Here is a 16,015-nt window from a genome sequence, read left to right on the forward strand (position 1 = left end):
TCGTGCCTTGCTTATTCATCTGATCACAGTTAACCTGTTCCGAAAACAATAAAATAAAACACCATTTTAAAATAAAAATAAACAGTTTTCATTTTACCTAATAACAAAAGGAACCTCTGTATGAATCATCTGACAACGACAGGTTTAGGGCTCACCTCCCTCCTCTGTCTTTCTTCTGCCATCGCAGCCCCACTCTATGACACTAAAGTCGCATTAGATGGTTCTGCGGACTTTACTTCAATCCAGCAGGCCATTAACAGTGCTCCGGATGATGGAAAACCGTACGTCATCTATGTCACCAATGGGATCTATCACGAAAAACTCAATGTTTCCCGTCCCAATATTATGCTCATCGGTGAAAATCGCGATCAGACGGTCATTACCGCAACCACCGCCAATGGCACATTGGATGAAAATGGCAAGAAATACGGCACATCCGGCAGTCGTACTGTGTACATCAATGCGGCCAATTTCACCGCCCGCTCTCTGACCATCGAAAACGGGTTTGATTTTCCGGCCAATCAGGCCAAAAGTGATGATGATCCGACCAAGATCCGCGGAACACAGGCCGTTGCGCTATTGGTTTCCACCAAAGCGGATCGCTCACAGTTCAAAGATGTCCGGCTGGTGAGCTACCAAGATACGGTCTATCTGCGCGCGCCGCATACCTATGTTGATAACTCCGTGATTACCGGCACCGTCGATTTTATCTTCGGTGAAGGCACCGCTCTGTTTGAAAACAGTCAATTGATCGCCCGGTATCGTGATGATGTGGCACCGGGCAACACCCAAGGTTACCTGACAGCCCCCAGCACAGATATCAGCTCCCCTTTCGGCCTGGTATTTAAAGATTGTCAGTTATCCAAAGAAGCCGCAGTTCCGGCTGCGAGTTATGGTCTGGGACGTCCTTGGCATCCGACCCGGACATTCGAAGATGGCCGCTATGCCGATCCGAATGCCATCGGCCATACGGCCTTCATCAACTGTGATGTAGACGACCATATTTTTGGCTGGGATAAAATGAGCGGTAAAGACATCCATGGCAATGTCATCTGGTTCTACCCTGAAGACAGTCGTTTCTGGGAATATCAAAATACCGGTGCCGGCACAGCCGATGCTTCCGATACAACCAGGCGGCAACTGAGTGATGCCGATGCGGCACAGTATACCCGCAGTCATATTTTGGACGGCTGGCAACCCGATGTTTCTCTCGGCCCACAAAGTATGCTCAAGGGTCAGGTAATTCATTCGCAAATGACTTTCCCTGCCAAAGTTCGCCTGAAAGGCAGCAGCGGTCAGACAGCGACCACTTTGACCGATTCTGCCGGATATTACCAAGCATCAATTGCAGGTATGACCCCACCGGTTCTGGTCGCGGTTGATGATCAAAGCGGCTCTTCCTGTCTGCACAGAGACACCTACCAGTCAGTCTGTGCCAGCGCTTTGGTCAGTGACATCAATAATAACGGCACGACCATCGGTAACGTCAATCCGTTCAGTGATCTGATTGTCTCCGTACTTGCTGCGCATGAAGGGATTAACGGTCCGGCCTTACTCAATGAAATGGATCAGTTACCGGCCTTTTCGGCAGCGGTACAACAGCAAGCACAGCAAAATTTCACAACCGCCTTCCAGTCTGTTGCCGAAGCATATGGCATCGATGCTCAGCAATCATGGGATCCCGTCAGTTATTCGCAGCGCTATGAGCCGGTCATTCGTAAACTTGCCAGTCAGGTTATCCATAATCGTGGCTATGACACCCATACGGGATTAACGGCCAAAACCTACCTGACCGACTTGGCATTTCATTCGGTTCTCGCTGCAGATACGGTCGCAGGATACCAAGTTACCGGTGAACAGCTAGCCGACACCAAGCAGTTGATTCAGTCAGCCAAACGACGGATCTTTCTGGTCGGTGATTCAACCGTCTCCAACTACGACAATGAAGTTTATCCGCGGATGGGATGGGGACAGGCATTTGCTGACATGGTATCCAATGGTCGGCGGTTACAAGTTGTCAATGCCGCTCGCTCAGGGCGAAGTTCAAAAGATTTCATCAACGCCCGCTGGCTCAGCCAGATTGAGTCGCAGGTTCGGCCCCATGATTTTCTGCTGATTCAGTTTGGGCACAATGATGAAAAATGTAACGGGGCAAAAGCAGGACGGGGTGCTGTTGATGTGGCAAACTTATGTACCTACCCGAACGATGGCTGGGGTAATCCTCAGTACCCATTTTTGGCATGGAACGATTCCTTTCAGCACTCGCTCGAAAGATACCTAAATTTTGCGCGTCGTCATCACATGCATCCGGTGTTGATTACCCCGGTTCCCCGAGCAAAAAGCATTCATGGCGGTAATGGCACACCAATCACGCCACAGCAGCATATCACGGCACAAAATGCAGATAACGGCTATCAATATGTCGGAAACTATACCCAAACGATTGAAGACACGGCTCGGATCAATCATGTACCGCTGATCGACCTACAGGCCATGGTGATTGATATGGTCAACCAGACCAGCGATGACGAATGGAAAAATATCTGGCTCGCGGTTGATCCCGAGCAGTACCCTTATTACAAAGGCCGGAGCGGATCACTTGAAAAACCGGATACCACCCATTTTCAACAGCAAGGCGCCCAACGGATTGCTCAACTGGTGATTCAGGCCATTCAGCACAATCCATCACTGCATCATCTCGCGCGGCAACTTCCCCGTCTGTCGCATGACAATTTCTGATTCAGGCATTTTCTGGCTCAATTGTTTGCATGACGTAATTGTTCAGATAACAAAAGTGTTTGTATAGCTAAAGTGTTTGTATAGCTAAAGTGTTTGTATAGCTAAAGTGTTTGCAACATCCATAAAAAAACCGAGTGTTAAACACTCGGTTTTTCCTTTCAACCTGTTCGCTGTTAACCGCCCGTTCTCTTTAACCGGGGAGACTGCCAGCCTTAGAAACGTTCAACCTAACAGACTTTTAACCTAAAAGACCATGTAAAAATTCGGAGCGCGTAGCAGGGTTCGACTTGAACAATCCCCCCAGTGCGGTCGTCGTCGTTTCACTGGTTGCATCCATCACGCCACGGGCTTTAACACAATAGTGGGTCGCATCAATCGTCACCGCGACATCATCTGTTTCTAACAGCACTTGTAATGCCACCAGAATCTGCTGGGTCATTCGTTCTTGCACCTGTGGGCGCTGGGAAAAGAAACGAACAATCCGGTTAATTTTCGATAAACCGATAATTTTGCCACGGGGAATGTAGGCAACTGCTGCTTTTCCGTCAATGGTGACCAAATGGTGTTCGCAGGTACTGGTCACGGTAATGTCTTTAACCCGAACCATCTCACTGACTTTCATTTTATTTTCAATCAGGGTGATCTTCGGAAAATTTTGATAATCCAGACCGGAGAACACTTCATCCACATACATTTTGGCAATACGATGCGGTGTTTCTTCAAGGCTATCATCGGTTAAATCCAGTCCGAGCAGATTGAGAATCTCACGCATGTGATATTCTATTTTTTCTTTCTTCTCTTCCCGTCCAATCGAATTCAAACGCATCGGCGTTTCTAAACCACGATGTTCGAGTGCATTTTTGACCAGCAAAGCAGACTCGCTCAAACCTGACATGACATAACCTCTCTTGATTCAACCCTTCCTCCGGATGGCTGACAAGGATACTCGGAATTTGTCATAATTACATCCACAATTTAAGGCAGGAAATCAGAACCATCTCAACACATAATAATTGATGAATTCATCTGTAGAGCTGCCGCATTAAAAAGTGCAATTCATTGCATCAAAATATTCATGAAAGCACACTCGGTATGAAACGATTCATGCTAAAGTAACCCCTCAAGATTATATAACGCGAATTAGGATAATAGATATGGGATGCTGTGATACCCAAGGACTTCTCCCGATTGAAGATGCGATTCAAACCATGCTGGCTGATGTTTCTCCGCTAAAAATCAGTCAAAAACTTCCTCTTGAAACAGCATTAGGTCATGTGCTCGCCGAAGATGTCCGCTCTCCGATTGATGTTCCTCCTTTTGATAATTCAGCAATGGACGGTTATGCCGTCCGGACTCAAGACCTCACCACAACAGACACGCTCCCGCTGGCGGGAAAAGCATTTGCCGGGCAGCCTTTTAGTGGCGAATGGCCGGAAAAAACCTGCATTCGAATCATGACTGGCGCTCCCGTTCCCACTGGTTGTGATGCCGTGATTATGCAGGAGAAAACCGAAGCAACCCCAGAAGGGATTCACTTCCTCACTTCTCAGGTGAAAGCACAGGCCAATATTCGTCCTCAAGGTGATGACTTCAAACAGAATGAGGTTGTGCTCCCTGCCGGCAGCCGTCTGACCGTCCGGGACTTACCGCTACTGGCATCATTGGGGATTAGTCAGGTACTGGTGCTGCGCAAACCCAAAGTTGCGATTTTCTCAACCGGGGATGAACTTAAACCGGTGGGTGAAAAGCTCGACGCAGGACAGATCTACGACAGTAATCGCTATGCCATCCGCCCTATTCTCGAAAATTTCGGTTGTGATGTGATTGACTTAGGGATCATTCCCGATAACCAAACACAACTCACAGAAACATTCCAACAAGCCCAGTCGCTTGCGGATGTTGTCATTACATCGGGCGGCGTGAGTGTCGGAGAAGCCGACTACACCAAAACCATTCTCGAATCGCTCGGTACAATCAATTTCTGGAAAATCGCCATTAAGCCGGGTAAACCCTTTGCTTTCGGTAAACTGAATCATTCGCTATTTTGCGGGCTCCCCGGGAATCCGGTTTCTGCGGTGGTGACTTTATACGTTTTAGTTCAACCGATGCTCGCCAAACTCGCAGGCCATACCCAGTGGCAGGCGCCAGCACAAATACAAGCCACCAGCAAGGTTTCATTTAAGAAATCTCCCGGGCGAACCGACTATCAACGCGGGGTTTTCAGCGTAGAAAACGGGCAAATCGTTGTTGATAATGCAGGCAACCAAAGCTCCGGGGCATTCCGCGCAATGAGTACCGCCAACTGTTTCATCGTTCTCGAACAGCAACGCGGTTCGGTTGAAGCCGGTGAGACCGTCACTATCGAACCGTTTAACCCGGCACTATATTAGAGAGCAACGCAATGACGACGCATGACGAGTTGCTCAGTGATGACGAGCATCTGCGCTACAACCGCCAGATTATCCTGAAACAGTTTGATTTTGAGGGACAAGAAGCGCTCAAACAGGGGCGGGTGCTGATCATCGGTGCCGGTGGTCTGGGGTGTGCAGCCAGCCAATATCTTGCCAGTGCCGGCGTTGGTAATCTCACACTGGTTGATGATGATGTGGTGGAATTATCCAATCTGCAGCGACAAATTCTACACACCGATCAGGATATCGGACGGCTGAAAGTTGACTCTGCCGCAGATTCACTCCGTCAACTCAACCCTTACCTTCGGGTTAAAACGATAGCCCGACGGCTTGACGAACCTTCGCTATTGGCACTGATGGCACATCATGATGCCGTACTGGATGCCAGTGACAATATCGCCACCCGTAATCAGCTCAATCAACTCTGTTTTCAAACCAAGACACCACTCATCTCCGGTGCGGCAATCCGTATGGAAGGTTTCTTAAGTGTCTTTACCTATCAAACCGGTGAGCCTTGTTATCAGTGCTTTAGCACATTATTTGGTAATCATGCGCCGACTTGTGTCGAAAATGGTGTACTTGCGCCAGTCGTCGGGGTGATTGGTGCGATGCAAGCACTGGAAACACTCAAAGTATTGGCGAATTACGGTCAGCCGTTGCGAGGTAAAGTGCTGTTATTAGACGCGATGACGCTGTCATGGCAAGCAATGACTCTCCCCCAGCGGAAGAATTGTCCGGTCTGTTGCAGCAACGTTGATTGAATCGGCACAAGTGACAATGTCACTATTTTATCGTTCAATGCTCCCGGATAAAACAAACGGATTACTGAATCAATAGAAGGAATATCAATTATGTCACCACTTGTCTCACCGCAATGGCTATCGGAACACCTCTCTGACCCGAAACTGGTCGTCTTAGATAGTAGTATTGCCTTTCAAATTCCCTCAGAAACTGAGAAAGATACCGTACATAACATTCCCGGAGCCCGGCGCTTTGATTACGATAAAGTATTTTGCGATCCGGATAGCCACCTGCCACATATGATGCCAAGCGAGAGTCGTTTCAATCAATGTGCCCGCCAAATCGGGCTCAACCAAGACTCGCTCATCGTCGTCTACGATAACAGCGGAACAATGGCGTCTCCCCGGGCGTGGTGGATGCTCAAAGCAATGGGACATGAACACGTTTATATTCTCAACGGTGGTCTGGCTGAGTGGAAACGCCAGGGTTATCCGCTCGCGATGAGCTTTCAGCCCCCTGCTGCGCCCGGCAACTTTTCCGGAACGCTCACCCCCGGTTTTTTTGTAGATGCCGACTATGTACTCCGACAAATCATGCAGCAAAACAGCCTGGCAGTTGATGCCCGTTCTCGGGCGCGTTTTTCGGGAACCGTTGCCGAACCGAGAGCCGGTATTCGTAGCGGTCATATTCCTCATTCGATCTGTGTGCCGTTTACATGTCTCATTGACGGACACACGCTGAAATCACCGGAAGCACTACGCACGATACTGCAAGACACTCTGCCTCACGACGCTGAAGAATATATTTTCAGCTGTGGCTCCGGTGTGACAGCCTGTATTGTGCTGCTGGCAGCTTATATCTGCGGTTATCAGAATCTGAAAGTTTATGATGGCTCATGGACCGAATGGGGAGCTTCACAACATCCCATAGCAACAGATGAATCATAAAAAAGAGCAGCGGATGGCGAATGAGCGAAAACTGACATGCTATCACCGTGCGCTGTCTCGACGCTCCGTTTCTGCATCTATTCCATCGGCTCTACCGGGCTGATAAGGGATAAATGGTAACGATGACAAATACTCAGGCTTCAAGCATGGCGCGATAAGTCGCACCGCTTGAAGCACAATATTGCTCGGTGATCATTCGGATTTAAAGCGCATTTGCTCATCAAGATTAAGAATGGTCAGCGCGTTAGAAACACTGGTTGCAATCACATCGATGGCTCCGGTTCGCAAAGCCCCTAATAGCGCCAGCGGTTTACTGTTTTCTGCGGCAATGGCAATCACCTCAGCAATCGGTCTGAATTCTTCAATACTTAATCCAATGATTCGATCACTCATCACTGTGTTGGCTATCTGTCCATGAATATCAAAAAAGTCATATCCGGCAAAATCACCGACGACCCCCTGCTCTAAACGAGACTGAACCACTTCCTGCGGGGTAAACCAGCCTAAATCCACCATATAACTGTTCTCACTCATATCGCCAATCCCGACCAGTGCAACATCCGCTTTTCTGGCTAAATCCAGCGTTTGCTTAATGGTGTCATTCTCCATAAATGCCAGTTTCTGTGCCCGGTTCACCGCATATGCCGGTGCATAGAGTGTCTCCGATGTGCCGCCATATTTTTTCGCCAGCTGGCGGCAGATATGGTCTGCGTTAAACATACCGCCCCGCGGGTGAATCCCACCGATACTGCAAACAAATTTGACATCTTTCGGTGAAATCACCCCGACATGGTGGGCAACAGCAGAGACATTTCTCCCCTGACCCACAGCGATCACCTGACCACTTTTGAGTGAACTGGATAAATAATTTGATACCAACCCGGCAATTTGCTGACGTTGTTGAGCCTCGTCCGGTTGATCTAATGCAATCAGGGCACGCTTAATCCCAAACCGTTCAATCAATCGCTGCTCAACTTTGGCGCTGAATACCGGGTGATATTTCACCGTAATTTCGACAATGCCTTCATCTCTGGCTTGCTTGAGCATTCGCCCGACTTTGGCTCTGGAAATAGCATACTTTCTGGATATCTCTTCCTGTGTTGCCCCATCCTGATAATAGGCAACCGAAATCTCGGTCAACAGATCCGAATCTTCGACAGATATCTCTTGCGATCCCGTCATGTACCCCTCCAATACTTCTGGCTCACAGCAGTGATGATCTCCCGCTCAAGAACAATGCAAGCGATGGAAATATCATCATGTTCAATGTTTATCTATATATCAAATGTTCACACTCAAAACAAATGTTCACGAGAAATAGCTGTCTCTTTCACTGAGAAATGGGGTTTATTTGAGGAAATATCGGTCTGAGAACAGAAAAAATGCGCTACATTTTCTGAATATCGGTAATATCCGATAGAAATTCATGATAGCCGTTGACTTTCTCAATCGATCAGATAAATATGGATTCATCATTTACTCAACATTTGATCATATGTTCAGTGCAATGCGACAAATGTTGAAGATTTATCAAGCCAGCTCTTGAAACAGGCACCTTCATAATGTCATGTTTATCTCTCAGCTGTCTTTTGGCCTAAAAGAGGATGATCGGAATATGAGCAATCAACTAGAACAACTGCGCAAATATACCACTGTCGTTGCCGATACCGGTGAGATTGAAGCCATTAAAAAATATCAGCCCCAAGATGCAACGACGAACCCATCGTTGATTCTGAAAGCTGCCCAGATCCCTGAATATGCTGAATTTATCGATCAGGCAGTCGCTTACGCCAAGTCTAAAAGTGATGATAAAGCACAACAGCTTGAAGATACCAGTGACATGCTGGCAGTGACGATTGGGAAAGAGATCCTGAAAAGTATTCCCGGCCGTATCTCAACAGAAGTCGATGCACGCCTGTCTTACGATACCGAAAAAACCATTGAAAAAGCTCGCAAACTTATCAGCCTGTATAATGATGCAGGGATCAGTAATGATCGCATTTTGATTAAAGTTGCTTCCACATGGGAAGGTATTCGTGCCGCAGAAGTGCTCGAAAAAGATGGGATCAACTGTAACCTGACATTGTTGTTCTCTTTTGCACAAGCCCGTGCCTGTGCAGAAGCCGGTGCTTATCTGATTTCACCATTCGTCGGTCGTATTATGGACTGGTACAAAGCAAAAGAAGGCCGCGATTTTGCAGCCAGCGAAGATCCGGGTGTTCTGTCCGTCACGAAAATTTACAACTACTATAAAGAGCATGGTTACGATACCGTCGTGATGGGTGCCAGCTTCCGGAACACTGGTGAAATTCTGGAACTCGCCGGCTGTGACCGTCTGACCATCAGCCCGCAGTTACTCCAGACACTGGAAGAAACTGAAAGCCAAGTGGATGTAAAACTTACACCGACGACTCGTATCCAAGAACGCCCGCAGCCCATGACTCACGCTGAATTCCTGTGGGAACATAATCAGGATCCGATGGCAGTTGAAAAACTGGCTGAAGGGATTCGTAATTTCGCGATTGACCAAGGCAAACTGGAAGCGATGATTAGCAAACAGCTTTAAGACAAATATTTGAGAGGACTGTACCGACAGTCCTCTTTCTGTTTATACCGCTTTTAATCTTCATTTAATCTTGTTGGAAAAAATTATGAACCGTAAACAACTCGCGAATGCGATCCGCGCTTTAAGTATGGATGGTGTTCAACAAGCCAATTCAGGTCACCCCGGCGCCCCGATGGGGATGGCGGATATCGCTGAAGTGCTGTGGCGCTCTCATCTGAACCACAACCCACAAAACCCGAATTGGGCTGACCGCGACCGTTTCGTCCTCTCTAACGGCCACGGCTCGATGCTGATTTATTCATTGTTGCATCTGACCGGTTATGACCTGTCGATTGATGACCTGAAGAACTTCCGTCAGCTCCATTCCAAAACGCCGGGTCACCCGGAATACGGCTATGCTCCGGGGATTGAAACCACCACCGGGCCGCTGGGACAAGGCATCACCAATGCGGTCGGTATGGCGATTGCTGAAAAAGCACTCGCGGCACAGTTTAACCGTGACCAACACACCATTGTTGACCATCACACTTATGCTTTCCTCGGGGACGGCTGTCTGATGGAAGGGATATCTCACGAATCCTGCTCTCTGGCCGGTACATTGGGGCTGGGCAAGCTGATTGCGTTTTGGGATGACAACGGCATTTCGATTGACGGCCATGTTGACGGCTGGTTCAGCGATGACACGGCCAAACGCTTTGAAGCATACGGCTGGCATGTCATTCCGGCAGTCGACGGTCACGATTCTGCAGCGATTGAAGCGGCGATTGAAGCGGCAAAAGCAGAAACATCACGTCCGACACTGATTTGTACGAAAACGGTGATTGGTTTTGGCTCACCGAACAAATCCGGCTCGCATGATTGTCACGGTGCCCCGCTGGGCGCGGATGAAATCAAAGCAACGCGTGAGCAACTGGGCTGGGAATATGGCCCGTTTGAAATTCCGGCTGACATTTATGCGCAGTGGGATGCGAAAGAATCCGGTGCTGCCAAAGAAGCGGCATGGAATGACAAGTTTGCCGCATATCAGGCGGCTTACCCTGAGCTGGCGGCTGAATTCAAGCGTCGGATCAATGGTGAGCTCCCGGCTGACTGGGAAACGCAAACCAATCAAATTATTGCTGAGCTGCAAGCGAATCCGGCGACGATTGCATCACGCAAGGCGTCTCAGAATACACTGGAAGCTTTCGGTAAGTTACTTCCTGAGTTTATGGGCGGCTCGGCTGACTTAGCACCGTCCAACCTGACCATGTGGTCTGGCTCGAAATCACTGACGGCTGAAGATGCGTCCGGTAACTATATCCATTACGGTGTGCGTGAATTCGGCATGACGGCCATCATCAACGGGATTGCGCTGCATGGCGGGTTTATTCCTTACGGGGCCACCTTCCTGATGTTTATGGAATACGCGCGTAATGCGATGCGGATGGCGGCACTGATGAAAGTGCAGAACATTCAGGTCTACACGCACGATTCGATTGGTCTGGGTGAAGATGGCCCGACCCACCAGCCGGTGGAGCAAATGGCGACCTTGCGTCTGACCCCGAATATGAGCACCTGGCGTCCTTGTGACCAGGTTGAATCGGCCGTGGCGTGGAAACTGGCGATTGAACGCAAAGATGCACCGACAGCGTTGATTTTCTCACGTCAGAATCTGGCTCAGCAGGAGCGTGATGCGACTCAGGTGGCAAACATCGCCAAAGGCGGCTACATCCTCAAAGATTGTCAGGGCACACCGGATTTAATTCTGATTGCGACCGGCTCTGAAGTGGATTTGGCGGTTCAGGCAGCAGCGGAGCTGACAGCAAAAGGCAAGCAGGTACGAGTGGTGTCGATGCCTTCAACCGATGCATTTGACCGTCAGGATGCGGCTTACCGTGAAGCGGTACTACCTGCTGCGGTGACAGCACGTGTTGCGATTGAAGCGGGTATTGCCGATTACTGGTACAAATATGTCGGTCTCAATGGCCGGATTGTCGGCATGACCAGCTTTGGTGAGTCAGCACCGGCGGATGAGTTGTTCAAACTGTTCGGCTTTACTGTCGAGAATGTCGTCGAAGTCGCGTTGTCTTTAGGGTAAAGACTATCGAGAGATATGAGATAAAACGCCAGCAGTTGCTGGCGTTTTTTTAATCGTGATACAGCCAATACAAGTAAAATCAGCTCGGAAGAATAAAGAAAAGCTCGACACGCCGGTTACACGCTTTCCCTTTTTGTGTCTGATTGGTACATGCCGGAACAACATCACCATACCCACGGGTATAAATAGAATCGAGAGAAACACGATTATTAGCAATGATCCGTTTGACGGCTTCAGCTCGTTTTTTTGATAATTGATCGTTGTAACGGGCATCACCCAGATCATCGGTGTGTCCGTCAATCACCAACTCAAGACCATAAGCAGTTGCCAGATAGTTCTTCACTTTCTCTAGCCATAGCCGTGATTCCGGTGTCACATTGGCAGACCCCACTGCAAACTGAATGGTTCGCTTGACCCGCACAATCATAAACTGACCCGGTAATACTTCGTAATCAATGCGGTTATTGAGCAAAAAACGTTGCAATGACTGATAAGCGCTATCGGCTCTCTTCTGCCCTTGCGGCCCCTGAACACCGGAGCTTACCGTCTTCGGCAACTTACCCCACTCAGGATAACGTACATCTGAGTTATTCTTGGGTGCCCTATCGAGCATGTTGTCATCGAACAAACGTTCAGTGACAAGTGAACCACACCCGAAAAGACAGAAGCTTAGTAGATAAACGATAAACTTCATTGATTCACGATCCTTATTTCCGACATACTCACTTTATCGGCTAAATCATAAAAACTTTATAGCTGATTTTTCGACATTTGCCTGATTGTGAAGCAAGAAAGATTGCCTTTATCCACGCTTTTCGATGAAATATGGCTATCTGCAAATACCCTCGACAAAATACCAATTCAACAATAGGGTCTCTCATCGACAAGCCTTTTCGAGTTGTTGATATTCACGGGGTATCGATTCAACCCAAGGAATAAATTTATCATGGATAAAAATTATATTTTCTCTATTTTCATGTTTATCATCGCTGGTATTTTTCTTTACCGCAACTGGAAGCGGAGTCAGACAGCCGCCAAAAATATCAGTGAAGGAAAAACATTTCTGGAACAGAATGCGCAACAAGAAGGCGTCATAACGACAGAAAGTGGTTTGCAATATCAGATTCTGCAAGAAGGAACCGGCACACAACATCCGCTCCCGACGGATAAAGTCAAAGTGCATTATCATGGGACATTATTAAACGGTAAAATGTTCGATAGCTCTGTTGAACGTAAGAAGCCGATTACTTTTGGCGTCAAACAAGTCATTAAAGGTTGGCAAGAAGGGTTACAGCTGATGGTTGTCGGCCAGAAAGTTCGTCTATTTATTCCGGCACACCTGGCCTACGGCAATCGTGGTATCGGTACCATTCCCCCCGGTTCAATGCTCATTTTTGAGGTCGAACTGCTCGATATCCAGTAAGATATACCAGCCACAAACGATAAGAGCTGCTTATGCAGCTCTTATCATCATGACGTCTTCCGGCTCAGAGTGTCTCATCAGTCAGCGGATAGAAGACTAAGCCGTGCTCAGTAACCAGAAAGCAGTCCATCCCTGCCGCATGAGCGGCTTGCTTCCCCAGCACAGTATCTTCAAACACAACGCATTCATTTGGTTTCAGTTGGATCTGGTGGCAGGCGGTCAAAAACGTATCCGGGTGCGGTTTATGATTTTCTACATCACTTGCAGTGATAACCGAGTCTAATTTAGCCAGCAACCCGGTATTTTCTAGCAACGACAGCGCATTATCCCGTTGACTTCCCGTTCCGACAGCAAGCTTCTTTTCACCGTACGCCTGTTCCAGAATGTCACAGGTCAGTGTAATTCGCTGGTATTGGTTATCCAGTAAACGGAATGCATCCTGTTTGAACTGCGACACCTCATGCGGATTGAGAGATAAACCAAAACGGCGGTTAATCTCACCGACAACCTTAATACTCGGCATCCCACCCATACTGTGCAGCCATTGTGCAGTAAAAGGAAAACCAAAATGTTCCGCAGCTTGTTTCCAAGATTCAACATGGGCAGGCATGGTATCAAGCAAGGTACCATCCATATCAAAAATGAGCCCCTTATATTGGGAGAGGCGGGTCAGTAATTCAGGTTGAGCAACATTTTCAGTGCCACATGACCGAAAGGTGTGAACAGTAAATTCAGGCTGATTCATAGACATCATTCCTATTTTAGTGCTGGCAGCAAATTCTCTTTGCGAGAAAACAGACTAAAAATGGCCCCAAGACCCATTTTAATTTTATTCGATAGCAGACAGAATCGCCTGAGGCGTCTCCCAAGTGTAGACCCACTCCGGAACATCACTCCCGCAAGGAGAATGCCAGATTCTATCCAGCGTATGTAGCCCCCCGAGATGATCATAAAACTCAATAGCCCGAATATTCTGTTCCATCACCTCAATATACACACCACTATCAGGAAAATAGTGTTGAATCCATTGGGTGACTTCTTTTAGCAATAACTTCGCAATCCCCTTTCCCTGAAATTCGGGAGCAACGTGCAGGGATTCAATCACGGTGCCTTTTTCAAAATCATGATTACCAAACGCACAAATAAAACCACAAAGCTTGCCGTTTTCTTCTGCCACAACGACATGTTGATTAATCGGCGGATTAATCAATCTGGCCTGCCAGATCAAACGCCGATCTTCTTCGGCTTCATCCTGAAGATAATGGGCTTCCATTACGCCCTGATAATTCTGCTGCCAACTCCGGGCATGCAATTCAGCAATTGTTTCAAAATCACTATATTCAGCTACTCGAATATCCATTTAATAGCCCTTCTAACTTCCTGTTAGCTCTGTTCTCTACATTTATACTGCCATTATTTTAGCCAAAAGCATAACATTCCGGCAAAATATATGACTGATTGATTACCGTACGACGGCATGATTATTTTTGCAAGCAGTCAGCATCCTGCCACAGAATATTCAGCTTTTTCTACTGTGATATTGCGCGATTACATACGATTACTCGGGGTGTCATCGTTAATAAAAACGCTGACTACAAAGGCGAAGATGGTAATTCGGAAACCTTTTCTTGCTTGTTTTCATGCAAATAAACGACTAGAAAGATAGCAAATGAAACCAGAATAGCCACCAACGAAATATAGATGGCGTTCCGGAAACCATATTGCTGTGCAACAAACCCCATTAAAGAGGTACCACACATTGTGCCGACTGACATCGCGTTGGTATAGAAAGCAGAAACCTGCCCCACCCGTTTGGGTGCTGAGTCTTGTAACAGTGTAATCCCTAAACCAACAAAGATTCCGTAAAAAAGACCATTTAACAGTTGCAGCGCTAACAACCCTTCGAGACTCGAAACATATTGAATGCCGATATAAAACAACATGGCGATGACAAAACCCACCATCATCAGCTTCATTTTACCGAAACGGTGTGACCAAGACGCAGAAAGAAGCATCACCGGAATTTCTAATGCCGCTGTCAATCCCATAAAAATACCCGGGTATGAAACCGGGAAATCGAGCTCTTTCGTGATAAAAAGTGGCATCGCATTGATATAAGTACTGTTTGCCATATTCGCAAATAAAATACCGACCCCGAGAAACCAGACTTTATAAGGAAAAGGCGGAACCACTTCATGCGAAGTTTCAGATTTCGCAACCTTTGGCACAGACGGCAATAATCGCCACACCATCAAAAAAACCAGTAGCGCAATACCAGCAGCCAGTAGAAAGTTTGCCCGAAAACCAAACGTCCCCACCGATGCAAAAGCCAGAGCCGGTCCTGCAATCCAGACCAATGAAACCGAAGAACGCATCTGAGAATTGAGCTTGGTACTATCTTTACCTGACCGTTCAGCGAAGCGGCGAATCATAGCCAATAATAAAGGAATCGATGACGCACCGAATGCCATAAAACACCAGCCGACAATAATCGCCTGCCAGAATTGAGTCAGCAGAGAAAAACATAATGCCGCCAGACCCAGAAAGCCAACCGCGATCAACAGTAATGTTTTACTATCGATGCCTTTGTCCGCCAGACGTCCTAATACCTGACTAATCAGGATTGTAGAGATTGCTGTACCAACGGTATAAAGCCCAATATACATCGGTTCAATGCCTAAACCTTCGATAAGGAACAAACTCATGACCGGTAAAATGAACGAGAAAGCCATCGCTGCCAGTCCGTTCAACCAGAAATAAACGCCTGAATCTCCTCGAAATAGTTCAAAATTCATCTAACAATCCCTTCATACTCAAACCATCAATTCGACTTGAATGGTTCCCCCGGCTGAGAAACCATTCAGATGATATACAGATAAAAAAGTATCCACCGGCATAGCCGGTGGTTTTTCATATGCGCCTATAAGGCTCTCCTACTAGCAGCGCCCTAGCAGGCGCGTAGTGATCTGACATTTGCATATGACTAGTTCCTGCGGCCCGTAAACGGGCTACCTGAATACGGGATCGACAATTGCTCTCCCATTTTATCCTGCTCTAGTTGCTGCTTGATGTAATTTTGTATCTTGCTCGTATTTTTACCTACCGTATCTA

General features: G+C 47.5%; 13 protein-coding genes and 1 pseudogene. 7 read left to right on the forward strand and 7 right to left on the reverse strand.

What is annotated here, in order from left to right; all coding sequences use genetic code 11:
• The first annotated feature begins 120 nt into the window (after nt 1-120).
• A complete protein-coding gene (locus tag VR7878_RS18230) occupies nt 121-2,739 on the forward strand; it encodes a pectinesterase family protein (RefSeq protein ID WP_077337445.1) in 2,619 nt (872 codons plus the stop codon).
• 238 nt (nt 2,740-2,977) lie between these two features.
• Here the strand turns inward: VR7878_RS18230 and folE are convergent, their stop codons facing one another.
• Nucleotides 2,978-3,634, reverse strand: a complete 657-nt coding sequence (folE, locus tag VR7878_RS18235; protein ID WP_077337446.1) for a GTP cyclohydrolase I FolE — start codon at nt 3,632-3,634, stop codon at nt 2,978-2,980.
• A 259-nt stretch (nt 3,635-3,893) separates the two neighbouring features.
• Here folE and moeA point away from each other — a divergent pair, with 259 nt between their 5' ends.
• From moeA to VR7878_RS18250, 3 genes are all read left to right on the forward strand, one after another.
• On the forward strand, nt 3,894-5,129 hold the full coding sequence (gene moeA / locus VR7878_RS18240) for a molybdopterin molybdotransferase MoeA (RefSeq protein WP_077337447.1): 1,236 nt from the start codon (nt 3,894-3,896) through the stop codon (nt 5,127-5,129).
• Nucleotides 5,130-5,140: 11 nt separating this feature from the next.
• Nucleotides 5,141-5,911: a molybdopterin-synthase adenylyltransferase MoeB gene (gene moeB / locus VR7878_RS18245; RefSeq protein ID WP_077337448.1), complete on the forward strand. Its 771-nt coding sequence runs from the start codon at nt 5,141-5,143 to the stop codon at nt 5,909-5,911.
• Between the two features lie 87 nt (nt 5,912-5,998).
• Entirely contained in the window at nt 5,999-6,838 is an 840-nt protein-coding gene (locus VR7878_RS18250; protein WP_205409487.1) for a sulfurtransferase, read from the forward strand.
• Nucleotides 6,839-7,030: 192 nt separating this feature from the next.
• On the opposite strand, the gene VR7878_RS18255 is transcribed toward VR7878_RS18250, so the two are convergent.
• The gene (locus VR7878_RS18255) at nt 7,031-8,020 is read right to left on the reverse strand and encodes a sugar-binding transcriptional regulator (protein ID WP_077337450.1); all 990 of its coding nucleotides are present in this window, start codon (nt 8,018-8,020) and stop codon (nt 7,031-7,033) included.
• Nucleotides 8,021-8,453: 433 nt separating this feature from the next.
• Here VR7878_RS18255 and tal point away from each other — a divergent pair, with 433 nt between their 5' ends.
• On the forward strand, nt 8,454-9,404 hold the full coding sequence (gene tal / locus VR7878_RS18260; RefSeq protein ID WP_077337459.1) for a transaldolase: 951 nt from the start codon (nt 8,454-8,456) through the stop codon (nt 9,402-9,404).
• An 85-nt stretch (nt 9,405-9,489) separates the two neighbouring features.
• Complete coding sequence (tkt, locus tag VR7878_RS18265; RefSeq protein WP_077337451.1) at nt 9,490-11,481, forward strand: transketolase; 1,992 nt, start codon at nt 9,490-9,492, stop codon at nt 11,479-11,481.
• Nucleotides 11,482-11,560: 79 nt separating this feature from the next.
• On the opposite strand, the gene VR7878_RS18270 is transcribed toward tkt, so the two are convergent.
• Nucleotides 11,561-12,175 (reverse strand): OmpA family protein, encoded by a 615-nt coding sequence (locus VR7878_RS18270; protein WP_077337452.1) that lies wholly within the window; start codon nt 12,173-12,175, stop codon nt 11,561-11,563.
• A 252-nt stretch (nt 12,176-12,427) separates the two neighbouring features.
• Between VR7878_RS18270 and bamJ the strand changes: the two genes are divergently transcribed.
• Nucleotides 12,428-12,904 carry a BamJ family beta-barrel-assembly machinery protein gene (gene bamJ, locus VR7878_RS18275; protein ID WP_077337453.1) on the forward strand — a complete coding sequence of 159 codons (477 nt, stop codon included), beginning with the start codon at nt 12,428-12,430 and terminating at the stop codon, nt 12,902-12,904.
• A 64-nt stretch (nt 12,905-12,968) separates the two neighbouring features.
• On the opposite strand, the gene VR7878_RS18280 is transcribed toward bamJ, so the two are convergent.
• The 4 genes and pseudogenes from VR7878_RS18280 to VR7878_RS18295 all read right to left on the reverse strand — a co-directional run.
• The gene (locus VR7878_RS18280; protein ID WP_370737105.1) at nt 12,969-13,577 is read right to left on the reverse strand and encodes a beta-phosphoglucomutase family hydrolase; all 609 of its coding nucleotides are present in this window, start codon (nt 13,575-13,577) and stop codon (nt 12,969-12,971) included.
• 156 nt (nt 13,578-13,733) lie between these two features.
• Nucleotides 13,734-14,264 carry a GNAT family N-acetyltransferase gene (locus VR7878_RS18285; RefSeq protein WP_077337455.1) on the reverse strand — a complete coding sequence of 177 codons (531 nt, stop codon included), beginning with the start codon at nt 14,262-14,264 and terminating at the stop codon, nt 13,734-13,736.
• Between the two features lie 232 nt (nt 14,265-14,496).
• Nucleotides 14,497-15,699 (reverse strand): sugar efflux transporter, encoded by a 1,203-nt coding sequence (locus VR7878_RS18290; RefSeq protein ID WP_077337456.1) that lies wholly within the window; start codon nt 15,697-15,699, stop codon nt 14,497-14,499.
• A 188-nt stretch (nt 15,700-15,887) separates the two neighbouring features.
• Nucleotides 15,888-16,015: pseudogene (locus VR7878_RS18295) on the reverse strand (IS200/IS605 family transposase); the annotation flags it as partial.

It is taken from the genome of Vibrio ruber DSM 16370 (genome assembly GCF_900163965.1).
Taxonomy (GTDB): Bacteria; Pseudomonadota; Gammaproteobacteria; order Enterobacterales; family Vibrionaceae; genus Vibrio; species Vibrio ruber.